The organism is Alphaproteobacteria bacterium (assembly GCA_040218575.1).
GTDB lineage: Bacteria > Pseudomonadota > Alphaproteobacteria > JAVJRE01 > JAVJRE01 > JAVJRE01.
Genome location: JAVJRE010000007.1, coordinates 139215 through 161643, shown reverse-complemented (window position 1 = coordinate 161643; position 22429 = coordinate 139215). Strand labels below are relative to the sequence as shown.

Annotated in this window: 18 protein-coding genes and 1 tRNA gene; 8 read left to right on the top strand and 11 right to left on the bottom strand. The window is 66.1% G+C overall.

Annotation, left to right across the window (positions count from 1 at the left end):
* Nucleotides 1-154 precede the first annotated feature (154 nt).
* Entirely contained in the window at nt 155-2236 is a 2082-nt protein-coding gene (recG, locus tag RIE31_10220) for an ATP-dependent DNA helicase RecG (GenBank protein MEQ8640959.1), read from the top strand.
* On the opposite strand, the gene RIE31_10215 is transcribed toward recG, so the two are convergent.
* The 3 genes from RIE31_10215 to RIE31_10205 all read right to left on the bottom strand — a co-directional run bounded on the left by RIE31_10215 (nt 2223) and on the right by RIE31_10205 (nt 5180).
* Nucleotides 2223-2903, bottom strand: a complete 681-nt coding sequence (locus tag RIE31_10215) for a DUF502 domain-containing protein (protein MEQ8640958.1) — start codon at nt 2901-2903, stop codon at nt 2223-2225. The genes recG and RIE31_10215 overlap by 14 nt on opposite strands.
* A 197-nt stretch (nt 2904-3100) precedes the next feature.
* Nucleotides 3101-4267 (bottom strand): aminotransferase class V-fold PLP-dependent enzyme, encoded by a 1167-nt coding sequence (locus RIE31_10210; protein ID MEQ8640957.1) that lies wholly within the window; start codon nt 4265-4267, stop codon nt 3101-3103.
* 253 nt (nt 4268-4520) lie between these two features.
* On the bottom strand, nt 4521-5180 hold the full coding sequence (locus RIE31_10205; GenBank protein ID MEQ8640956.1) for a response regulator transcription factor: 660 nt from the start codon (nt 5178-5180) through the stop codon (nt 4521-4523).
* 155 nt (nt 5181-5335) lie between these two features.
* On the opposite strand from RIE31_10205, the gene RIE31_10200 reads away from it, so the two are divergent.
* The 6 genes from RIE31_10200 (at nt 5336) to RIE31_10175 (ending at nt 13267) form a co-directional block, all read left to right on the top strand.
* A complete protein-coding gene (locus RIE31_10200) occupies nt 5336-6847 on the top strand; it encodes a D-aminoacylase (GenBank protein MEQ8640955.1) in 1512 nt (503 codons plus the stop codon).
* Between the two features lie 43 nt (nt 6848-6890).
* Nucleotides 6891-8609: a gamma-glutamyltransferase gene (locus RIE31_10195; GenBank protein ID MEQ8640954.1), complete on the top strand. Its 1719-nt coding sequence runs from the start codon at nt 6891-6893 to the stop codon at nt 8607-8609.
* A 99-nt stretch (nt 8610-8708) separates the two neighbouring features.
* Nucleotides 8709-10430: a gamma-glutamyltransferase gene (locus RIE31_10190; protein MEQ8640953.1), complete on the top strand. Its 1722-nt coding sequence runs from the start codon at nt 8709-8711 to the stop codon at nt 10428-10430.
* Nucleotides 10431-10445: 15 nt separating this feature from the next.
* Nucleotides 10446-12155 (top strand): gamma-glutamyltransferase, encoded by a 1710-nt coding sequence (locus tag RIE31_10185; protein MEQ8640952.1) that lies wholly within the window; start codon nt 10446-10448, stop codon nt 12153-12155.
* A 131-nt stretch (nt 12156-12286) separates the two neighbouring features.
* Nucleotides 12287-12709: a hypothetical protein gene (locus tag RIE31_10180; protein ID MEQ8640951.1), complete on the top strand. Its 423-nt coding sequence runs from the start codon at nt 12287-12289 to the stop codon at nt 12707-12709.
* 66 nt (nt 12710-12775) lie between these two features.
* A complete protein-coding gene (locus RIE31_10175) occupies nt 12776-13267 on the top strand; it encodes a hypothetical protein (protein ID MEQ8640950.1) in 492 nt (163 codons plus the stop codon).
* Here the strand turns inward: RIE31_10175 and RIE31_10170 are convergent.
* From RIE31_10170 to RIE31_10150, 5 genes are all read right to left on the bottom strand, one after another.
* On the bottom strand, nt 13251-13913 hold the full coding sequence (locus RIE31_10170; GenBank protein ID MEQ8640949.1) for a DUF1684 domain-containing protein: 663 nt from the start codon (nt 13911-13913) through the stop codon (nt 13251-13253). The genes RIE31_10175 and RIE31_10170 overlap by 17 nt on opposite strands.
* 7 nt (nt 13914-13920) lie before the next feature.
* Nucleotides 13921-14736: a fumarylacetoacetate hydrolase family protein gene (locus RIE31_10165; protein ID MEQ8640948.1), complete on the bottom strand. Its 816-nt coding sequence runs from the start codon at nt 14734-14736 to the stop codon at nt 13921-13923.
* 150 nt (nt 14737-14886) lie between these two features.
* Nucleotides 14887-15594: a PAS domain-containing protein gene (locus RIE31_10160; GenBank protein MEQ8640947.1), complete on the bottom strand. Its 708-nt coding sequence runs from the start codon at nt 15592-15594 to the stop codon at nt 14887-14889.
* A gap of 154 nt (nt 15595-15748) precedes the next feature.
* Nucleotides 15749-17044: a DEAD/DEAH box helicase gene (locus RIE31_10155; GenBank protein MEQ8640946.1), complete on the bottom strand. Its 1296-nt coding sequence runs from the start codon at nt 17042-17044 to the stop codon at nt 15749-15751.
* 270 nt (nt 17045-17314) lie between these two features.
* Complete coding sequence (locus tag RIE31_10150) at nt 17315-17524, bottom strand: cold-shock protein (protein MEQ8640945.1); 210 nt, start codon at nt 17522-17524, stop codon at nt 17315-17317.
* Nucleotides 17525-18153: 629 nt separating this feature from the next.
* Here RIE31_10150 and RIE31_10145 point away from each other — a divergent pair.
* Nucleotides 18154-18714, top strand: coding sequence for a TlpA disulfide reductase family protein (locus tag RIE31_10145; GenBank protein MEQ8640944.1), 561 nt, complete (start codon nt 18154-18156; stop codon nt 18712-18714).
* Nucleotides 18715-18750: 36 nt separating this feature from the next.
* Here RIE31_10145 and RIE31_10140 read toward each other — a convergent pair.
* From RIE31_10140 to gyrA, 3 genes are all read right to left on the bottom strand, one after another.
* Nucleotides 18751-18826, bottom strand: a tRNA-Lys gene (locus tag RIE31_10140).
* Nucleotides 18827-18942: 116 nt separating this feature from the next.
* Nucleotides 18943-19485 (bottom strand): pantetheine-phosphate adenylyltransferase, encoded by a 543-nt coding sequence (coaD, locus tag RIE31_10135; GenBank protein MEQ8640943.1) that lies wholly within the window; start codon nt 19483-19485, stop codon nt 18943-18945.
* The gene (gyrA, locus tag RIE31_10130; protein MEQ8640942.1) at nt 19478-22258 is read right to left on the bottom strand and encodes a DNA gyrase subunit A; all 2781 of its coding nucleotides are present in this window, start codon (nt 22256-22258) and stop codon (nt 19478-19480) included. Before gyrA ends, coaD begins: the two co-directional genes overlap by 8 nt.
* Nucleotides 22259-22429: the final 171 nt, after the last annotated feature.

The window sequence follows — 22429 nt, the reverse complement described above, 5'->3', positions numbered from 1 at the left end:
CACCGCAAACCTCAAAAACCGCTGTCGCCTGAAGCCAAGCAGCGCCACCCGGCCTGACCCGGCCGCCTTAACGGTGCGGCCACAGGCTCATGCAAACCGCCCGGCCGGTCGCCATGCTTGGCGATTCGCCCGAAGCCAGAAATACTCACAATCCATGCGACCGCAAATCCTCTACCCGCTCTTTCGCCCCGTGGCCACCCTGAAGGGGGTCGGTCCACGCCTGGCGCCCCTGTTCGAGCGTCTGGCCGGGGCGCGGGTGGTGGATCTGCTGTGGCATCTGCCGGTAGACCTTGTGGATCGTAGCTACAGCCCGTCGGTGGCGGATGCGGAGCCGGGCCGGATCGCCACGCTGACCGTGCGGATTCTGCGCCACGAGGCGCCGCGTATCAAACGGCTGCCCTGGCGCGTGATCGTCGCCGACGATAGTGGCGAACTGACTCTGGTCTATTTCAACGCTCGCGCCGACTGGCTGACAAAAAGCCTGCCGGTGGGCGAGGTCCGGGTGGTGAGCGGCCGCACGGAAACCTGGCGTGACGCCCTGCAGATGCCCCATCCCGATTTGGTTATGACCGTCGAAGAGGCAAAGCAGGCGCGGGCCGCGGAGCCGGTCTACCCCCTGACCCAGGGCCTGACGCCACGGGTGGTCCAGCGCACCGTCGCCGCGGCGCTGGCTCAGGTGCCGGTGCTGCCCGAATGGCAGGATCCGGCGTTGCTGGCCCGCGAGGGGTGGGCCGACTGGTCGTCGAGCCTGAGCCATATCCATGCCCCCGAAGGCGGTGGCGACCTCGATCCCCTGTCCGCCTGGCGTCGCCGCCTGGCTTATGACGAGCTTCTGGCGTCGCAGCTGGCGCTGGCCATCGTCCGTCGCAGCCATCGCCGCCGGCCGGGTCGGGCCCTGCATGGCGATGGCCGCCTCCAGGCAAAGGCTCTGGCCGCCTTTGGCCATGCCCTGACCGCCTCGCAGGAGCGAGCCTTAAGTGAAATCGCCGCCGACCTGTCGTCGGGCGAGCGCATGCTGCGCCTGTTGCAGGGCGATGTGGGCAGTGGCAAGACCATTGTCGCCCTGCTGGCCATGCTTGGCGCCGTCGAGGCCGGCGCCCAGGCCGCCCTTCTGGCACCCACCGAAATCCTCGCCCGCCAGCACCATGCCACCATCGCGCCCCTGGCGGCGGCGGCCGGCGTCACGGTGGTTCTGCTGACCGGGCGCATGAAGGCGGCGGAGCGCCGCGATGCGCTGGCCCGTCTGGCTGACAACCGGGCAGCCATTGCCGTCGGCACCCACGCCCTCATTCAGGAGGATGTCGCCTTTCACGACCTCGCCCTGGCGGTGGTCGACGAGCAGCACCGTTTTGGCGTCCATCAGCGCCTGGCCCTGGGCCAGAAGGGGCGCGGCCTCAACCTGCTGGTGATGACCGCCACGCCGATCCCGCGCACCCTGCTGCTGGCCGGCTACAGCGATCTGGACGTGTCCCGCCTGACCGAGAAGCCGGCCGGCCGCAAGCCGGTGCAAACCCGGGCCATGCGGTTGGAGCGACTGGACGAGGTGGTCGCCGGGCTGGACCGCGCCATCGCCGCCGGCGGCCGTGCCTACTGGATTTGTCCGCTGGTGGAGGAATCGGAGCTGGTGGATCTGGCCGCCGCCACTGATCGCCACGCCATGCTGCGTCAGCGCTTTGGCCAGCGGGTCGGTCTCGTCCATGGCCAGATGCCGTCGGCCGAGCGCGAGGCGGCGATGGCCGCGTTCAGCGCCGGCGATCTGGATATCCTGGTGGCCACGACCGTTATCGAGGTTGGAGTGGACGTGCCTGAGGCGACCATCATGGTGGTGGAACAGGCCGAACGCTTTGGCCTGGCCCAGCTCCATCAGTTGCGGGGCCGTGTCGGTCGTGGCGGCGGGGCCTCGTCGTGCCTGCTGCTCTACCAGGCACCGCTGGGCGAGGCCGCCAGGCGCCGCCTGTCGATCATGCGGGAAACCGACGACGGATTTCGCATCGCGGAAGAGGATCTCCGACTGCGCGGCGGCGGCGAGCTGCTGGGCACGCGCCAGAGCGGGCTGCCCGGCTTTCGGCTGGCTGACATGGCGGTTCATGCGGACCTGCTGGAAATCGCCCGCGATGACGCTCGCCTTGTCCTGGATCGCGACAGCGATCTGGCCTCCGCGCGGGGTCAGGCTCTGCGTGTTCTGCTCTACCTGTTTGACCGTGACGCGGTGGCCAATTCGCTCAAGGCCGGTTAGTCGCGCCTGAGGCGTTACGGTCGGCCAGGGTCTGCGACGGCATGCCGCGCTCGCCGGCGGGCCGGCGGTCCGGCGGCGCCACGATGCCACCGGACATGACCATGCGGATGCCCTCTTCCACGGTCATGGATACGACCCGCACCTCGCTCATGGGCAGGAATAGCAGAAAGCCGCTGGTCGGGTTGGGGGTCGTCGGCAGAAAGATGTTGACCACCGGGTCTTCGGTTTGCGCCTGCACCTCGCCCTCCGTTTCACCGGTCAGGAACCCGATGGCCCACACCCCGCGGCGGGGATATTCCACCAGAACCACCTGGCGGAAAGCCTTTGATTTGGCGGCAAAAACCGTTTCGAAAATCTGCTTCAGCGTGCCGTAGATGCTGCGCACGATCGGCATGCGCGCGACGATGCGATCACTCAGCCGCAGTACCATCCGGCCGACCAGCCCGGCGGTCAGGGCGCCGATCAGCACAAGGCCGACGACGACAATGATGACGCCCAGCCCGGGGACAGAAAATGGCAGATAGGTTTCGGGCCGGTAGGCGACCGGTACCAGCGGCGTCACCAGCCGGTCAACAAAGGTGATACCGGCCCACACCATCCAGAAAGTCAGGCCGACCGGTGCGGTGACCAGGATGCCGGCGATCAGATAGGTGCGCAGACGGGCCATCAGCCGGGCTGTCAGCCCATGCCTCACTTCCGGTTTGGGCGCCGCCTGGCCGTCTGGTTCAGGGGTGGTCATCGCCGTTAGTGTAGCGCGTTTGCATGGTTATATTCCAACAGCGGCTGGACCTGGTGTCCGCAAGAAAAGGCCGCCGGCGTGTGCCGCCGACGGCCTTGTTTCTTGTATTGCCGGCCGGCGGTTTGTCAGTTGGCCTGTGACAGATGGGCGATGGCCGCGTCCACGCCACCGGAGGTATGGGGCACACCAGCGGCGCGCAGGCCCATTTCCACCGAGCTGAGAGCGCCGGTCAGCATGGCCTCATTAAGATCACCCATATGGCCGATGCGGAACACGCGATCGGCGAACTTGCCGAGGCCCGCACCCAGCGAAATGTTGAAGCGCTCGAAGGCGACCCGGCGGAAAGCATCGGCCGAATGGCCTTCCGGCAGATAGATGGCGGAGACGGACGGGCTGAACTCCCGCTCGTCCTGGCAGACGACCTCCAGGCCCCAGGCCTCAACCGCCTTGCGCGTGGCTGTGGCAAACCGGTTGTGGCGGGCAAAAATATTCTCCAGCCCCTCTTCGTGCATCATATCAATGGAGGCGCGCAGGCCATTCATCAGGCTGGCCGCCGGCGTGTAGGGGAAAATCCCCTTGTCGTAGGCGCCGGTCATCCACTCCCAGTCCCAGTAGCTGCGGGGCATCTTGGATGATTTGTAGGCCTCGCGCGCCTTCTTCGAAATAGCGTTGAAGCCGAGCCCGGTGGGCAGCATCATGCCCTTCTGCGAGCCGCAGATGGTCACGTCAACGCCCCACTGGTCATGCTGGTAGTCGGTGCAGCCGAGGCCGGAAATGCTGTCCACCAGAAGCAGCGCCGGATGCTTGGCCGCATCCATGGCCTTACGGATATCGGCCAGCCGGGCTAGAACCCCGTTGGACGTCTCGTTGTGGACGATGCACACGGCCTTGATGGCGTGGTTCTTGTCCTGGGTCAGCTTTTCCTCGACCACCGCCGGGTCGGCGCCGCGCCGCCAGTCATTTTCCACCACCTGCACGTCAAGCTGCAGCATTTTGCCCATCTTGACCCAAAGATTGGAGAACATGCCGGCATCGAACATCAGAACCTTGTCGCCGGGCGACAGGGTGTTGACCAGGGCCGCTTCCCACGCGCCGGTCCCGGAGGACGGCCAAATGGCAACGGTTTCCTTTGTCTTGAAGAGGGTTTTGACGTCTTCCAGCAGCTTGATGGCAAACGGCAGGAAGTGCGGCCCGCGATGATCGACACCGGGGGCATGGATGGCCTTGAGAACGCGGTCGGGAATATTTGTCGGACCGGGAACCTGCAGGAAATGGCGACCGCTGTTGCTCACGTGACGTGTCTCCGTGGACGGGTTGGAAGGTGTCTGGGCCTGGCCGGCGGTTTACGACCCGTGGTCTGACCGTCGGCCCCGAATTCGCTGGCGACGGCCCGAATAGCATGGGCGAACCGCCAATTGAAGCGGCGATGACCGGCGATGACCGATGTGCGACCAATCGCCGGCCTCACCGGCCGCCGCCGCCACAGGTCCCGGCCGTCGCCTGAACCGCGGGCGCCTGTGACGCCCGGCGGTGGCCCGCCGGAGGCTAGCGGTGGATCGCGCTCTCCGGCCGCAGCGCGGCGAACAGCGCCGCCGCCTGGGCCCGGTTGCGGACCGCCAGCTTGCCATACAGGTTCTTCAGGTGAAACTTCACTGTATCTATGGAAATACCTAATTCCAAAGCCAATTGTGCGTTTGAGCGCCCGGAAGTCAGTGCCGCCAGCAACTGATATTCGCGCGCCGTCAGGGACTCCAGCGGATGGACCCCCAGGGTGCGCACGTCAACGAACGGAAAGACCATCATGCCGCGCGCCACGGCGTCGGCCACGCTCAGCAGATACTCTGCGGTCTCATCGCGCGAGCAAAACCCGGCGCCGCCGGCGGCCATCACCTGTCGCGGCACATCACGCTCCGCCGTTCCGGCATAGACCACTATGCGCGGCTTGCGGTCGCGGTGGCGCAGCGCGTTGAGGACCCCCTGCCCGCTGAGGTTGGGCAATGTCCAGCCGATGACGCCCAGCGCCACATGGGCCTGATCCACGGCGTCAAGGAATGCCTCGCCATCGCCGACGGCGGCGTGCAGGCGAAACCGCGGATCACCGCTGAACAGCCGCACCAGCGCATCGCGCACCAGCGGGCTGGGGTCGGCGACCACGACGCTGTGCTGGGTTGCCGGGCGGCCCGGCTCTGTCTTCTGCTCGCTCATGGCTGGTAGTGTAGTGCAGGCTTGGCCGGTGGAGCATCCTGCATTGACGGGCTGGTCGCCGCGCCGTGGATGGGCGAGTGTCCCGGAGCGTGATTTAGTGGGCAGCAAGGCGGCGCCGGATCGGCGCAGGGCCGGATCGACGGGGAGACATCTTTATGACCACCGGAGCTGTGACCACTGGGCGCGCCGACACCATCATCCGCAACGGCTGGGTTATTGACGGCAGCAATTCGCCGCGCTACCGCGCTGATGTGGCGGTGACGGACGGCCGCATCTCCGCTGTCGGCGATCTCGCCGCGTGGTCCGCCGACACCCAGCTGGATGCCGCCGGCCGTATTGTGTCGCCCGGCTTCATAGACGTGCACACCCATGATGACTGCGCCCTGGTCAACACGCCGGCCATGACGCCGAAGCTGAGCCAGGGCGTGACCACCGTGGTGGTTGGCAATTGCGGGGCCAGTGCCGCTCCATTCACCCTGGCGCCCGGCGGCTGGCCGCCCGACCCTCTCGATCTGCTGGGTGATCGCGGCTTCGATTTTCCGCGTTTCGCCGATTATATCGCCTGGCTCGGCTCCCATCCGCCGGCGATCAATGCCGCGCCGCTGGTCGGCCATACCACCCTGCGTCATCGCCATGTGAGCGATCTTGGCGGGGCTGCTCGCGAAGACGAGATTCAGGCGATGGAGCGCGACATGGCGCAGTCCATGGCGGACGGTGCCATTGGTCTGTCCACCGGCCTCGACTACAAGGCGGCGCTTGGCTCCTCCACCGAGGAAGTGGTGCGGCTCGCCCGGGTTGCCGCCGGGCACGGAGGCATATTCACCTGTCACCACCGGGCCTACTTCGCCGGCATCGAAGAGGCGCTGGAAGAGGCCTTTGACATCGGCCACCGGGGTGGCCTGCCCATGGTCGTGTCCCATCACCAGTGCTCCGGCCGTGACAATTTCGGCAAGGCGGCGCCGACCCTCGCCCAGATTGAGCGGGCCCGCCGCCGGCAGACCATCGGTCTCGACGTCTATCCCTATGCCGCCAGCTCCAAGACTCTGGATCCCAACCGCTGTCAGCCGGGCGTGAAGGTGCTCATTACCCGGTGCGTTCAGCATCCGGAAATGGTCGGCAAGGAAATCAGCCAGGTGGCGGCGGAATGGGACTGCGCCACCAATGTGCAGGCGGCCGAACGTCTGGTGCCGGCCAACGCGGTGTATTTTCAGCTCGACGAGGACGATGTGCGGACCATCGTCGGCTATCCCTCCTCCATGATCGGCTCCGACGGTCTGCCGGCCGACGACATGCCCCACCCGCGGCTGTGGGGCACCTTTCCCCGCGTCTTCGCCCGCTACGTTCGGGAAGAGGCCATGTTTCCCACCGAAATGGCGGTGTTCAAAATGACCGGGCTCAGCGCCCGCCAGTTCGGTTTCGCCGATCGCGGGTTCATTGGCGTCGGCATGGCCGCTGACATCGTCGTATTCGACGAGGCCACTATCGATGAACAGGGCACATGGGAGAAGCCGGCCGTGCCGGCGGTCGGTATCGACCTGGTGATGGTCAATGGTCAGGCCGCATGGCGCCAGGGCCAGGATACCGGCGCCAGGGCAGGCCAGGTGCTGCGGCGCGATGCCTCGGTGACCCCGTATCCGGCCACGCCGCTATATGAGACGGCTGCGTAAACAGGCCTGCTATCATACTGAATTACATACGGGAAAAACGTTCGTGACTCTACGCAGCGAGGCCCTGTACACGCGCACCGAGATCGCCGCCCCGCGCGGCATTTGCACCGGTGGCCATCAGGCGGAGGCCGATGCCGGGGTGCGTATCCTGCAGGCCGGTGGCAATGCGGTGGATGCCCTGGTGGCGGCCGGCTTCACGGCGTTTGTGGTGGAGCCACGCTCGTGCGGCGTCGGCGGGTATGGCCACACCTCCGTCTGGCTGGCCGCGGCCAACCGGTTCGTCTCCTTCGATCATTATGTGCGGGCGCCGCTCAAGGCGCGGCCGGACATGTTCGAACCCGACTGGAGTGTGCCGCCCACCTATTATGGCTACCCCCATGCGGTGGGACGGCACAACGTCACCGGGTTCCTGGCCCCGGCGGTGCCTGGTGCGGTGGCCGGTCTCTGCGACGCCCATGCCATGTTTGGCCGGCTTCCCCTCAAACGGGTTCTGGAACCAGCCATCGAGGCGGCCGAGGCCGGTGTGTCGTTCACCTGGCTCGACAAGATGTCCATCGCCGACCGGCTGCCGGAGATTCAGGCGGTTGCCGGCGATGCGGAACTGCTGCTGCGGGCTGACGGACGGGTGCCGCAGACACCGCACCAGGATCCCACAGGCGATGTCATGGACACCTCGCGCCTGGCCCGCCTGCTCAAGGATATCGCCCGGCGTGGCAAGCGTGCCTTTCATGGGGGCGCCTTCGCTCGCGCCATCGGCCGCTATATGGCGGCCAACGGCGGTATTCTGTCGGCGGCGGATCTGGAGTCCTATCGCACTCGCATCATCGAAGAGCGACCGGCGCGCTATCGCGGCCACCACTATGTGTCCTGCTACGATCAGGTCGCCTATGAGGCGCTGAATATTCTGGAACGCTATGATCTGCGGAAATATGGGCCCGACAGCTTCGAGTATCGCCATCTCATGGCCGAAGCCCTGGCCGTCGCTTTCACCGACAATATCGCCCAGTACGGTGACCCCGATTTCGTCAGAGCGCCGGTGAACGGACTGGCCAGCCCGGTCTTCGCCGCTGCCAGGGCCCGTGGCCTGTCCCTGCGGCGCGCCCTGCCGCGACCGGTCCGGGTGATGGACGCCTGGCCCTACGAGGAGTCGTTTCCGCCGCCCGAGCCGCTGCCGGAACCGACGGCCACCCTCGGCCGCACCAGCGGCACCAGCCAGGTTGTGGCCGGCGACCGCTGGGGCAATATGGCGGCCAGTTGCCTGTCCATCGGCCCCGGGTTTGGCGGCATGCTCTATGTCCCGGAACTGGGCATCTTCCTCAACGGCTCCATGGCCAATTTCGACCCGCGGCCAGGCCATCCCAATTCCATCGCCCCCGGCAAGATGCCGATCTTCGCCGCTCCGGCCATTGTCGCTGCACGAGGAGGTCGGCCGCGTTTTGCCGGCTCCGGCTCAGGCAACTACCGCATTACCACGGGCGTGTTGCACGCCATGTGCGGCCTGATTGATTTCGGCCAGAGCCTGCAGCAGGCGGTGGACAGCCCGAAAGTCCATTGCCAGGGCCAGGAAACCTATGCCGATGTGCGGTTGCCAGCGCGTCTGCGCGACCGCCTGGCCCGCGTCGGCCACCATGTGGTGGAGGTGGAGGAAGGCCCGTCGCGGCTCAATTTCGGCCGCGTCTGTGCCATCGCCTGGAACGCCCGCCGCAAGGTGTGGACGGCCGGCGCCGGGCCTGTGTGGATGACCGGGGTCGCCGGATACTGACTGCGGCGGCCGCGACGCCCCCTTGGCATCGTGCGGCCGTGGTGCATCATGGCGCCGTGCCGCCACCAGGCACTTCAGAACGAACCGGGGGGAACGGTCATGGCCCGCACCATTACGCGCAGCAAGCCTGTCTATTCACGTGAGGAAGTGGAATCCGACCGCGGCGTAGTCGCCGCCGGCCATGAGCGTGAGGCAGAGGCCGGCGCGCGCGTCCTGGCGGCTGGCGGCAATGCGGTGGATGCCATGGTCGCTGCCGCTTTCACCGGTTTTGTGGTGGAGCCGGCGTCCTGCGGCGTCGGCGGCTATGCGCACACCACGGTGTGGATCGAGAAGCGTGGCGAGAGCATTACCTTCGACGGCTATGTGCGGGCGCCGTCCCGTGCCCGCGCCGACATGTTTGAGATCGATACCAGCACCACCGGCCACTACTATGGTCATCCCGTGACCAAGGGTCGCAAGGCGGAAGCAGGTTTCCTGTCGCCGGCCGTCCCCGGCGCCGTGCGCAGCCTGTGTGACGCCCATGAAGCGTTCGGCAAGCTATCTCTCTCCCAGGTGCTGGAGCCCGCCATCGAGGCGGCGGAGGAAGGTCTGCGCTTCACCTGGCAGCACCTGACCACCATCGTCAATCTGGAGGACACCATTCGCTCCCTGCCGGAAACGGCGGCGATGCTGTTGCCCGGCGGTCGTCTGCCGCGGGTCCCCTACAGCGGCAAGAGCGCCCAGCGTCTGGACCAGACAGCGTTGGCCGGGACTCTCAAGGAGATCGCGAAGAAAGGCGCCGCCGGATTCCATGCGGGCCGCGTGGCGGAAGCCATCGGCCGTTTCGTCACTGCCAATGGCGGCATTCTCTCGGCCGACGACATCAAGGGCTATCGCACCCGCATCCTGCGTGAAAAGCCGTCGCGCTATCGCGGCCATCGCTATACAAGCTGCTTCGATCAGGTGGCCTACGAGGCGTTGAATATTCTCGACGCTTATGACCTGCGGGGCTATGGCCCGGACAGCTATGAGTATCGCCATCTGGCGGCGGAAGCCCTGGCCCTGGCCTTTACGGATTCCATCGCGCTCTATGGCGATCCGGATTTCGAGAAAGCACCGGTCAATGGCCTGGCCAGCGAGGCCTTCGCTGACGCCCGACGCAAACTGATTCGCATGGGCAAGGCGCAGTCGCGTCCCGTGGCGGTGGGGGACCCCTGGCCCTATGACGACCGCTGGCCGGCGCCCGAGCGTCTGGAGGCGCGGCCGACCACCGCACGGCGTGACGGCACCAGCCAGATGGTGGCGGCCGACCGCTGGGGCAACATGGCCTCCACCATCGTCAGCCTGACCAGTGGTTTCGGCTGCCTGGTTCTGGAGCCCAAAACCGGCGTCTTCCTGAACAACTCCATGCAGAATTACGACCCCCGGCCGGATCATCCCAACCGTATCGTGCCCGGCAAGATGCCGATCTTCGCCGCGCCGGCCATCGTCGCCTGGAAGGGCGGCAAGGCGCGCTTCGCCGGCGCCGGGTCCGGCGGCTATCGCATTGAAGGCGGTGTGCTGCACACCATGATGAACGTGCTCGACCACCGCATGGGCGTGCAGCAGGCCATCGATCATCCGCGCGTTCATTCGCAAGGGGCGGAGACCGTGGTGGACGACCGTATCCCGACCAAGGTGCGCGACAAGCTGGCCAATGCCGGTCATGACGTGCAGGTGGTGCGCGAAGAGCCCGGCGCCGTTAATTTCGGGCGCATCACGGCGATTGCCTACAACCCGCGACGCAAGACACTGACCGCGGGCGCCGCGCCCAACTGGGGCACTGGCGTCGCCGCCATCTGAACCGGAGGACCAGTCATGCAGCTTGGACGGGCACGCTTTGGCCGGGATGAGGTGGCCGGCGAGCGCGGCGCCGTCGGTGCCGGCAATCTGCGTACCGCCGCCGCTGGCGCCCGTATTCTGGCGAAGGGCGGCAACGCTGTGGATGCCGCCATTGCTGCCGCCTTCATGGCCTATGTGGTGGAGCCGGCATCGGCCGGGCTGGGCGGGCACGGCCGGCTGACCGTGCACATGTCCAAGCTTGGCAAGACAATAGGCATCGACCACTACATCCGAGCTCCGGGTGGCGCCACGCCGGCCGCCTATACCGAGGCCCTGCGCCGCTCCGGCCATGACACCCGCCGGATCAAGCATACCGGGCATCTCTCGGTGGGTGTGTTCGGCACGGTCGCCGGCATCTGCGCCGCCCATGAACGGTTCGCCACCCTGCCCCTTCCCACCCTGATGGAAGAAGCCATCGGCGCGGCCGAGGTCGGCCCCTATATTGATCGTGAGATTCAGAACGCCATTCTCGGCCGGGTGGAGGATCTGGAGGGCTTTCCGCGGGCGCGCGAGGCGCTGCTGCCGGGCGGCCGTGTGCCGCAGGTGGCCAACGGGCTGGTGCGCGGCACCGACGGCTGGGAAGGCCCCGGCCATCGTCTCGACACCTCTGATCTGGCCCGCACTCTCAAGCGTGTCGCGCACGAGGGCGCCGCGGCGATCTATACAGGCAGCATCGCCGAGGCCATTGACCGGGAGATGAAGGCCAACAATGGCGTACTGACGGCGGCCGATCTGGCCGGCTATCAGCCATCGGTCTTCGATGAGGCGCTGTATACCTATCGCGACCACACCTACACCACGTGCTCGGACCTGCTGGGGCCGCAGTTTCTCAACATCATGGAGCGCTTTGACGTCGCCGCCATGGACCCCGATGGCGCAGATTACCGTCATCTGGTGGCCGAGGCGCTGGCCCTGGCCTTCGCCGATACCTTCCACTATCCGGCCGATCCCGCAGCCGCCGATGCGCCGCGCCGGGGCCTTGCCGCCAAACCCTATGGTCAGGTCCAGGCGGCGCGCATCAATATGGCAAAGGCCATGGGCAGGGGCGGCTACGGGCCGGGCGACCCCTGGCCGTTCGAGGGCCGCCCGCGGCCGGCCGGGACTTTGGCCGGCGGCGAGACCGCGCCGCTGCCTGGCACCACGGCGGTGACCGTCGGCGACAGCGACGGCAATATCGCAAGCTTCATCACCAGCCTGGGATCCAGCTTTGGTTCGCTGGTCCTGGTGCCCGACAGCGGAGTCTTTCTCGGCAACGCCATGCAATGGTTTGATCCGCGGCCTGGCCTGGCCAACTCCGTCGCGCCCGGTCGCATGCCGGTCTATGGCGCACCGCTGATGACCGTCTATCGCCAGGGCGTCCCCGTCGGCGCAACCGCCGGGGCCGGCGGTTTCCGCATCCCCACCTGTCTGTTCCACGCCTTCCTCAACCGGGTAGACCATGGCATGGCGATCCAGGCGGCGCTCGACCACCCACGACTGCACACCGAAGGCCAGGAACTCGTGGTTGACGAGCGGCTGGGCGAGCCTGTGATCGGGGCGCTGATGGACCGTGGACACACGGTTCAGGTCAATCAGGACAGTTACTTATCCTGGTCTTTTGGCCGGCCCAATGCGGTCTGGCGTGACCGGGGCGGGACGTGGCATGCGGCCTCGGACGCCAAATCCGGTGGCTCCGCCGCGGTGTAGGACGGCCGTCCCGCCGGCTCTACCAGGCCGCGACCAGCCCGGAGCCTTTACGCCCGGTTAACCAAGGTGGCTTACCTAGGGTTCTACGCCGTCGTGCGCTTGGCGGCAGAATCCGGAGAGGTCGCCTTGGTATGAGCGTCCCGACCTTCTATGAAATCGCCATCTTTCGGGATGGGCGATGGTCCAGCCACGCCACCTATGCTGAGCGGCACGAGGCGATCGATGACGCGCGCCGGATCATCAATGAGGGGCGCTGTGAAAGCGTGCGCGTGACCCATGAGAAGTTTGATGTGGCGTCCAGCCTGTTTCGTGGCTCGACGGTCTTTCGCCAGTCGCGAAAGTCGCCGGGTGAGACAGCGGCGGCGCGGCGCGACAACATGATCTCCGATTCGACACAAGCGGGCCACACCATCAGGATTCTGAACCCGCCGCCGCGGCGTCGCATGGGGACTCTCTGGTGGCTGTTTGCCCTGGCCGTACTTGGCGCAATCGGCATGGTGGTCATGACCCAGACCCGGAACTGGCTCCAACTGCTGTTCGCCATGTGGTCGTGATGGGCCTTCTGGCGAAACCATGGGCCATGACTGCAGCCGCCGGCGCGCGGTGGAACGGAGGCTGATATGGCGGACTCGGCCAATGATCTGCCCCCCGCCCGCAGTTTCAAACGCACGGTCATAGGCCTTTTGGCGCTGGCGCTCGGTGCGGCGGCCGGCTCCCTGGTGGTTGGCTATCTGCTGGACAAGCCGGCGACCGTACCGGGACACGGATTGCTGGAGCTGGCTAAGGGATCGCCACAACTGGCGCTGGAACTACGCGACCTGTCCGTGCCGCTGATTCATGACAACCGCGCGTATCGCCAGCAGGTCGTCCATGTCACGGTGTCGTTCACCAGCCGTGATGGTCGCCGCCGCGCGGAGAAGGAAGTGGCGCGCCTGAGAAATGCCTTCACCCTCGCTCTCAGCACCCTGCCGCAGTCGGTGCGCGGCGAGGAACTGCTGACGCTGGACTACCCGGCCCTGACGAACGAATTGCAGCGGGTCAGTGACGAGGTTCTGGGGCCCGGGACGACCACCGGCATCGGCATCGAGCCCGGAATTATCCGCCACTTCTAGGGAATCGCTCCCCCGCCCGAATGGCCGGGGGAAAATGGTTGGCCGCCGGCGCCACCGGGCATATCCAGTGAGGATTGTCCTGGTAGGCGCACGAGGCGTGGTGGGCGAAGTTGAAATCTACAATCAACTGTCCATCCGCCTCGCCGAGATCGGCGCTCTTGATAGTGTCCAGCAGAAAGCGACCGTCACTATGGGTCTCGCCGCCACTGGTGTCATCGCGAAAGGCGAAGAAGCAACCGCCGGCATAGCCATCGAGCCAGTACAGCAGCCCTTCCCGTTCCAGTTTTGGACTTAGGCCACAGGTGCGGGCAAAGGGAATCAACCGCAGACTGTGGCCACCGCCCAGATCCTGAACCTCCGCCGCCGCATCCGATGCCGGGATCAGGCCAACGCTGAAGCGCATCTCCGGGTCATAGTCGAAATAAGAAAGCCCGCTGAAGTGGCGCCGTTGCGCCGGCGACAGCGGGCTTTGCGGATGCCCGGCGAATAGCCGGTCCCGGCTGTCGCGCCAGTGGCACCAGGCCTGAACCGGGTCTTGGCTCCGCCGCACCGTCTCATAAAGCGCCTGCATCTGACGCCGCCAGTCCCACACCTGGCCATAGTGATCAAGCGCACGCTGCGCCGCTGGCCGGTCGGGCCCGGTCATGGCGCTGTCAGGCGACCACGGTGGCGCTGGTCCGTCCAAGACCCTCGATCTCGCAGCTCACCTGATCGCCGATGGCGCTGATCCGCGCCGGGGCGACGACGCTACCGGTGGAAATGAAGGCTCCTGCGGCGATGCCCTGACCGCGCTTCGCCCGCTGGTTGGCCAGCCAGGCGACGGCGGCGAACGGATCGCCCAGCGGCAGATCCCCGTATCCCTCACCGATGACTTCACCGTTGAGGATTGTGCGGGCCACCAGACGGGACAGATCCAGCGACTGCCAGTCCGTCACCGGCTCCGCCAGAACGCAGCCCCAGCCCCAGGAATCGTCGGCGACGATGGTCCGGGCGTCGTTTTTCCGCGTTTCCTCATCGTAGGTATAGCGGGAATGGCCGATCTCCATGCAGGTCATCAGCGCCTCGGTCCTGTCGCGGATGTGGGCGGCGCTGAAGGGGGCGTCCTCGGGCCTGGTCGCCGTTCCCATAACCACGCAGATCTCGTTCTCACAGCCCATGGCGCGAAATGCCGTAGCGCGCGGGATATCTACATGACCTTGATAGACGCGGTTGGCGAAGACGCCGCCGGGGCACGGATGGTCGATGCCGATACGCTGCTGCATGACTCGCGTCGTACAGGCCAGCTTGTGACCGATCACTTCGCCCAGCCCGCGGCCGCGCAGCCGGTCGTGAACCAGCTCCTGAATGTCATAGGCTTCGTCGATGGTTGGCGGCGTCGCCTCGTCCGGCAGGGCGTTCAACCGGAACTCCGGCCGTACCCGCAGTTCCGCCAGAATCTCCGCTGCTCGCTCCATTGCGTCCCCGTCCATGCCAGCCCCCCAAAGCGCTCGATTGCCCGGTCCAAGGCTCCCGCGGCTGGCCGGGGAAAGCAAGCCCGCTGCCTCACCACAAGGGGCGGCGCACGAATGGTCAGGGGCCGTCAGGGGGCCATCAGAAGGACGCTGGCCAGGCCGGCTCCATCAGGGGCGGCGAAACAGCCGCGCCACGCTGACGGCCAGATCGCGGAGCTGGCGCATCTGGGCCTGCTCGTCACGGACCAGGCAATCGGCCGCCGCATCCGCGATCATGCCCGGATCACCGCGCACCTGGCCGCGCTCGTCCTGCACGGCACTGGCCACGTCCAGACCGTCGCCATCACCGTCACTGTCGCCGCCGTCGGGCGCCAAGGTCATGCCGTTGGCCGCGCCGAGCACGAAATCCACCGACCGGCCATCGTCGCTCAGCGGCAAAAGAACGCTTCGGAACAGCAGGCGCCCGCCATCGAAGCGGGTCAGTGAATCTTCATGCAGCAGCGGCGCCCCTTCATCGAAGACGCGGCGGAAGTCCCGCACCGCCTTGTCCAGCAGTGTCTGGGTCCAGTCGAACCGGCCGCTCAGATAGATGCCGGAATAGGTCCTGAGGGCCGAGCCCAGATAGTGGAAATAGGGAAAGCTGTTATTGCCGAACCGGCGGATGACGAAACAATGGGGCCACAGGTCGGCGATGGCCGCCGGCTCGATATCGTTGAGCGCCGGCCAGTCGCGCTGCCCGGCACGGGTTTGCCAGTAGGTCATCAGGCGATAGGTCAGGCGGCGCTCCTGGGCCGGCCCCGCATGGGGCGGTCCCGGCCGGCGACGATCCGGTGACTGTGCTGGCTGCGGTGTCTGCTGTGACAAGAGAGCGGTCATGGCAACGTCCGTCCTGATGCTGACCCTGCCTTTTGGCAAGGTTCAGCAACAGACTGAAGTGAAGCCGTTAACCTATTGTCAAACGAAGGTTTCTTGGCAAAACCCCGCTAAATGCAAATAGTCGCGACTGTGACCGGCATCAGCCGGCTCCGCTTTATCCGGCAATAGCGCGGGCCGGTCGTGTCGACTGGGCCGGTCGCCGGTTGCGTTTGCCGCGGAGCTGACTGGCCGGCGTGGAGTCGTGCGCACCCTTGCCGGCGCGCCCCGGCTGGCCGCCCCGTGTGTTGGCGGCGTCATCACGGCCGTGCCGCCTGTTGTTCTGCGGGCGTTTGACGGGCGTACGGGACACCGCATGGGGCCGCTCGCCGCCGGCAACCGTAATCGGCTGTTTGACGATAGTCTCGATGCTGCGCCAGGCGGCAAACTCCGTCTCGTCGCAGAAGGTAACCGCCACGCCCTCGGCGCCGGCGCGGGCCGTTCGGCCGATGCGGTGAACATAGCTTTCCGGCTCCACCGGCACGTCAAAATTGATGACGTGAGAGATCCCCGCCACATCGATGCCGCGGGCGGCGATATCTGTCGCTACCAGGGCCCGCACCCGGCCGGAGCGGAAGTCCTCCAGGGCTCGCTGACGCGCGCCCTGCGACTTGTTGCCATGCATGGCGCTGGCCGGAATGCCTGATTTGACCAGGCCATCGGCAACCCGGTCGGCGCGATGCTTGGTCCGGGTGAAGACAATCACGCGCGACAGAGCCGCATCATTCAGCAGATCACGCAACAGCCGCGCCTTCACTGCTGAAGAGGCGAAATGGACGCTTTGGCGAATGGCGGCGACGGTCACCACCTTCGGCGTCACCGACACCCGCACCGGGTCCTGCAGCATGTCGCGGGCCAGCGACGCCACTTCGTCCGGCATGGTGGCCGAGAACAGCAACGCCTGACGTTGCTTCGGCAAGGCGGCGATGATGCGCCGGACATCGCGGATGAAGCCCATGTCCAGCATGCGGTCGGCTTCGTCCAGGACCAGGTGGCGCACTTCGCCGAGGTCGGCCTGACGCTGGCTCATGAGGTCCAGAAGGCGGCCTGGGGTGGCGATCAGAATATCCACGCCGCGGCGCAGCACATCAGCCTGGCGGCGGATCGGCGCGCCGCCGATGACCGATGCGGCGCGCAGCTTGAGCCCGGCGCCATAGTCGCGAAAGGCGCTGGCCACCTGAATGGCCAGCTCGCGGGTGGGCACCAGAATAAGCGCGCGCGGCCGGCGCGATGGGGGGATATCGGCCAGGGCCTGGAGAATGGGCAGGGCAAAGGCGGCGGTCTTGCCGGTTCCCGTCTGGGCGATGCCCATGACGTCCCTGCCCTGTAGCAGCGAGGGGATGGCCTGGGCTTGAATGGGTGTCGGGTGTGCAAAGCCAAGAGCGGCGAGCGTGCGGCAAAGCGGCTGGCTGATTCCGAGATCGGAAAAAGCAGGAGGAGTAGTCAGAATGGTTTTTATCCTTGAGAAAACAGTTACATCGCGCCCGGCGCCACCGTCATTGCGGTCGGCGGCGGGTTATCCTGAACCGGACGGCGCGCCCGTACCGACGCCGGTCTCCCGAGAGAGACGGCGCCGGCCGGGTCTTGCGCGCCGGTCAGTCTTTTCGACGATGTCTTGGTGTGGGCGGAAACCGCCCAGGGACGCCAGATACCGTCAGATGGTTTCTTGACGGCGTGGGTCTGGCTACTCGGCCTGCAGGTTGACGGCCTTGGGGCCGCGCGCGTCAGGCTGAATCTCGAAGCTCAGCTTCTGGCCTTCGTTCAGGGTCTGGAGTCCGGCCCGCTCAAGAGCGGACACATGGACGAACACGTCCTTCGAGCCGTCGTCAGGAGCGATGAAGCCATAGCCCTTGGAAACGTTGAAGAACTTTACGGTACCTGTGGTCATTTTCATACTTTCAAAGTCACGGGAAAATCCGCACGGACTCGAGTCCGGCGGAGCGACAAACTACACAGTTTCAGGGGAACGGGTGAGCACCACCAAGGCGGTAAACGCAAACGTCACATGAGAGGCTGTGGAGCCATCACGCCCCTCATATGGGCCCGGCCGGGCTGAATTGCAAGGGTTTCGTTGCGGCGAACCGGCGCTCTTTTCGGTTGTCATACACCAGCGCCCGCCCGGACATGAAGATAAGCGCGCGATTCGCCCGGACTTTGCCGCATTTTCCGGTTAGACTGTAACCATGAGCACAACCGAACCGCCTGCATTCAGCAAGCCAGACCCGGAAACGCCGGCCCGGCCAAAGACCCGTAACTGCCTGTCCTGCCAGCGTTCCTTCCCGAGCCTGTGGGTCGGGGAGCGCATCTGCCCCAAGTGCAAGGCCTCGTCATGGTGGCGATCGGACAGCGCCGCCGGCTAACCCCGGTTCGCCTGATCTCTGGTTCCACCGTCCGGCTACAGGCGTGATTCACTGCCAAATGGCCTCACCAGAAAGCAACTCACCACAAAGTGCCTTGTCCGTGTGCCCGCCCATGATGAGGCTGAGCGATCTTTGTGATCGACCGCGCGGGGTGCCATCCACCATGCCTGACTTTGCCCTGAACCGCCGCGCCGTGCTGGCCGCTGGTGTCGGCCTTGCCGCGGCGTCCGTCGCGACCCTGTCCCTGCCCGGCACCGGCCAAGCGGCAACCCTCGACAGCGCGTTGCAGACCGCTCTGAAGGGCCAGCGGGTGCTGCGCGACCCGGTCACCGACGCGGCATTCGACGGCCGGCCCGTGCTGGTCACCTTCTTCGCCAGTTGGTGCCCGCCATGCCGCGCTGAAATGGGGCACCTGCAAAGCTATATCGATAAGCACGGTGATACCGTCAGCATGATTGCGGTCAACTGGATGGAGGACTTCGCCGGCCCCATAGATACCGCCCGTCTCAACCGTTTCCTCGATGTGGTTCCCGCTTCCATGCCGGTGATTCAGGCCGATGGCCGCCTTACTCAGGCCATGGGCGGCGTGCTGTCCGTGCCGGCGGTGTTTATCTTCGACGGCCAGGGTCAGGAAGTCTTCACGCTGGGCGGTGGTCAGGGCCAGATCGGCCGCTACTTCATCACCGAGGATCAGCTCACCACCGTCATCGCCGGCCTGTCATAGGCCGCGGCGCATCCGGGTGTGTATGCCTGATGAATATGGTGAGCCCGGCAGGTCTCGAACCTGCGACCCTCTGATTAAAAGTCAGATGCTCTACCAACTGAGCTACGGGCTCTTCGCCGGCCCGCCGGGCCGGTGCGGCCGGACCATAGCGGAGATGAGCCGGAAATCAATCGCGCTGGCCGGCTGAGGGCCGCACACTGCGCCTGACTCCCGGTGGTTTTGCCGGCGTCAGGCGGCCGGGTCGCCGCTGCCGGCGGCATATTTGGCGCGCAACGCCCGGGCGATGTCCGGCGCCACAAAGCTGGATACATCGCCGCCCAGCCGCGCCACTTCCTTGACGAAGCGCGAGGCGATGAAGGTGTGCTTTTCCGAGGCCATGAGAAATACGGTCTCCAGCGTTGGGTCCAGCCGCGTGTTCATACCGACCATCTGAAACTCGAACTCAAAGTCAGAGACGGCACGCAGGCCACGGACGATGGCCCGTGCCCTTTCCTCGCGCGCCAGATCCACCAGCAGCCCGTCGAACGGCCGCACCCGGATGCGTTGGCCGGCGCCATCGGGCAGGGCCGCCACCGCCTTCTCCACCATGGCCGTTCGCTCGTCCAGGCTGAACAGCGGCGCCTTGCCCGTATCCGCCGCCACCGCCACCACCAGGCTGTCGAACAGGCGCGCCGCCCGGCCGATAATGTCCACATGGCCCAGGGTCACCGGGTCGAAGGTGCCGGGATAGACGGCGCGCGCGCCGGCCTCGTTCACGCCGGCTTCACTCATCAGAGTCGTCCGGCCCGTCCCGGGACTCACCCTGGCTGTCCGGCGCCCCGACCGGGCCACTGGCCGGTTCCTCGGGGTCTTCCGGCGCATCGGCGTCTTCCGCCATCTGGCTGACCGAAACCGTGCGTTCGCCGTCATCCAGGCTGAACACCGTCACCCCCTGGGTGGCGCGACCGGCGATGCGGATATCATCCACCGGACAGCGCATGATGCGGCCGCGGTCGCTGACCAGCATGATCTGATCGCTGTCGGTCACCGGAAACGACGCCACCACCGGTCCATTCCGTTCCGACGTGATGATGTTGGCATAGCCCTTGCCGCCCCGTTTGGCGGCCCGGTACTCGTAGGCGGAGCTGCGCTTGCCGAACCCGTTCTCGGTGATGGTCAGGATGAACTGCTCCTGTGCGGCCAGACCGTCATAGGGCGGTTGGTTGAGCAGCGCCGCCGCCGCCCGGTCATTGTCTTCCGCCTCGTCACCCTGGCTGGCCAGACGCCGCGCCGCCATGGCCGCCCGCAGATAAGCCTCGCGGCTATCGGTGTCCGCCGCCACATGGTCGAGGATCGACAACGAGATCAGCTCGTCGCCCTTGTCCAGACGAACGCCGCGCACACCAGTGGAGGTGCGACCGGAAAAGACCCGCACGTCGCTGACCGGAAAGCGCGTGCAGCGTCCGCTGCGCGCCGCCAGCAAAATGTCGCTGCCGTCCTGGCAAGCGGCGACACCGATCAACCGGTCGCCGGGGTCCAGCTTCATGGCGATCTTGCCGTTGGCCATGACATTGGTGAAGTCGTCGAGGCGATTACGCCGCACATTGCCGCTGGCGGTGGCGAAGACGATGTGCCCCTCGCCCCAGGCGGCTTCATCTTCTGGCAGGGGCATCAGGGTGGTGATGGTCTCGCCGTCTTCCAGTGGCAGAAGATTAATCAGGGCCTTGCCGCGGGTCTGCGGACTGCCCAGCGGCAACCGATAGACCTTCTGCATATAGACCATGCCGCGCGACGAAAAGAACAGGACTGGTGTGTGGGTGTTGACCACAAACACCTGGGCCACCGCGTCGTCTTCCGTGGTGGTCATGCCCATGCGGCCCTTGCCACCGCGCCGCTGCGCCCGATAGGTGGAAAGCGGCACCCGCTTGATGTAGCCGTTGTGGGTGACGGTGACGACCATGTCCTCGCGCTGGATAAGGTCTTCCAGATCGTGCAGCGCCTCCCCTTCCGCCAGCTCGGTCCGGCGCGGTGTGGCGAAGGCGTCCTTGATGGCGATCAGCTCCTCGCGAAGGATGTCGCGCAGCCGCAGACGAGAGCCCAGAATGTCCAGATAGTCGGCGATACGGTCCACCACTTCCTGCAGCTCGGCGGCGATTTTTCCTCGCTCCAGCCCGGTCAGGCGGTGCAGACGCAGCTCCAGGATGGCCCGCGCCTGTGCTTCCGACAGGGCGTAATGGCCATCCACCACGGGCCGGTCCGGCTCCGCTACCAGGGCGATCAACGGCGCGATGTCGGTCGCTGGCCAGAGCGCCGTGGTAAGAGCCTGACGGGCCGCGTCGGGGTCGCGGGCGGCACGGATCAGGCGGATTACTTCGTCCAGATTGGCTACCGCCACCGCCAGACCGATCAAGGTATGGGCCCGCTCGCGCGCCTTGCCCAGATCATAGCGGGTGCGCCGGGTGATGATCTCTTCGCGGAAACTGATGAACGCCTGCAGCACCTCACGCAGCGACATGATCTCCGGCCGGCCGCCGTTCAGCGCCACCATGTTGACGCCGAAGCTGCTCTGCAGCGGCGAATAGCGGTAAAGCTGGTTCAGCACCACGTCCGGCTCGGCGTCACGTTTTAACTCGATCACCACGCGTACGCCGTCGCGGTCGGATTCATCACGCAGGTCGGAAATGCCTTCGATGATCTTGGCGTTGACCGCCTCGGCAATACGCTCGATCATCCGTGACTTGTTCACCTGGTAGGGCACTTCATTGACGATGATCGAGGCACGTCCGCCGCCGCGATCCTCTATTTTTGTGCGGCCGCGCACGATGATGGTGCCGCGGCCGGTGGTATAGGCCTGACGGATGATGCCGGTGCCTTGGATAATGCCGCCGGTAGGAAAGTCCGGCCCCGGCACCAGCTCCAGCAGGGCGTCGTCGCTCAGATGGTCGTCGGCCAGCAGGGCGCAGCAGGCGTCGACCACCTCTCCCAGATTGTGTGGCGGTATGCTGGTGGCCATGCCGACGGCGATGCCGCCGGCGCCATTGACCAGCAGATTCGGAATACGGGTCGGCAGGACCGTCGGCTCGCGGGTCGTCTCGTCGTAATTCTCTTTGAACTCCACGGTCTCGCGGTCGATATCGTCCAGCAGAGAATGGGCGGCGCGGGCCAGCCGCGCTTCGGTGTAGCGCATGGCTGCCGGCGGATCGCCATCCATGGAGCCGAAATTGCCCTGACCGTCCACCAGCGGCAGGCGCAGGGAGAAATCCTGCGCCATGCGGACCATGGCGTCATAGATCGCCGAATCTCCGTGCGGATGGTATTTGCCCATCACGTCGCCGACGATGCGGGCGGATTTGCGATAGCCACGGTTATAGTGGAAGCCCGACTCGTGCATCGAATAGAGGATGCGCCGCTGCACCGGCTTCAGTCCGTCGCGCACGTCCGGCAGGGCCCGCGAGACGATCACGCTCATGGCGTAATCCAGGTAGGAGCGGCTCATCTCCTCTTCGATGGTGACCCCCAGAATATTCTCGCTGGGAGGCTCGCCGGTCGGGATCGTGATGGTCAAATGCCGCTGCCTGATCTGGTGCCTGCGGCCCGGCTGCGCCTGTGCATACCGGGCCGGCGGGACGATGACTCCGGCCCCGTGACGAGGCGCAGGAGGGACGGGCACGAATACCCGCCGCGAACCCAAAACCTAGCAGATCGAGGGCCCGTCAACAACCAGATGCGGTGTTTT

Coding starts and splice junctions, on each gene's coding strand:
- RIE31_10175 (MEQ8640950.1), top strand. CDS start 12,776: ATGGCGGACTCGGCCAATGATCTGCCCCCCGCCCGCAGTTTCAAACGC.
- RIE31_10200 (MEQ8640955.1), top strand. CDS start 5,336: ATGACCACCGGAGCTGTGACCACTGGGCGCGCCGACACCATCATCCGC.
- RIE31_10150 (MEQ8640945.1), bottom strand. CDS start 17,524: ATGAAAATGACCACAGGTACCGTAAAGTTCTTCAACGTTTCCAAGGGC.
- RIE31_10215 (MEQ8640958.1), bottom strand. CDS start 2,903: ATGGCCCGTCTGCGCACCTATCTGATCGCCGGCATCCTGGTCACCGCA.
- RIE31_10145 (MEQ8640944.1), top strand. CDS start 18,154: ATGCCTGACTTTGCCCTGAACCGCCGCGCCGTGCTGGCCGCTGGTGTC.
- recG (MEQ8640959.1), top strand. CDS start 155: ATGCGACCGCAAATCCTCTACCCGCTCTTTCGCCCCGTGGCCACCCTG.
- RIE31_10160 (MEQ8640947.1), bottom strand. CDS start 15,594: ATGACCGCTCTCTTGTCACAGCAGACACCGCAGCCAGCACAGTCACCG.
- coaD (MEQ8640943.1), bottom strand. CDS start 19,485: ATGAGTGAAGCCGGCGTGAACGAGGCCGGCGCGCGCGCCGTCTATCCC.
- RIE31_10170 (MEQ8640949.1), bottom strand. CDS start 13,913: ATGACCGGGCCCGACCGGCCAGCGGCGCAGCGTGCGCTTGATCACTAT.
- RIE31_10180 (MEQ8640951.1), top strand. CDS start 12,287: ATGAGCGTCCCGACCTTCTATGAAATCGCCATCTTTCGGGATGGGCGA.
- RIE31_10185 (MEQ8640952.1), top strand. CDS start 10,446: ATGCAGCTTGGACGGGCACGCTTTGGCCGGGATGAGGTGGCCGGCGAG.
- RIE31_10205 (MEQ8640956.1), bottom strand. CDS start 5,180: ATGAGCGAGCAGAAGACAGAGCCGGGCCGCCCGGCAACCCAGCACAGC.
- RIE31_10165 (MEQ8640948.1), bottom strand. CDS start 14,736: ATGGACGGGGACGCAATGGAGCGAGCAGCGGAGATTCTGGCGGAACTG.
- RIE31_10190 (MEQ8640953.1), top strand. CDS start 8,709: ATGGCCCGCACCATTACGCGCAGCAAGCCTGTCTATTCACGTGAGGAA.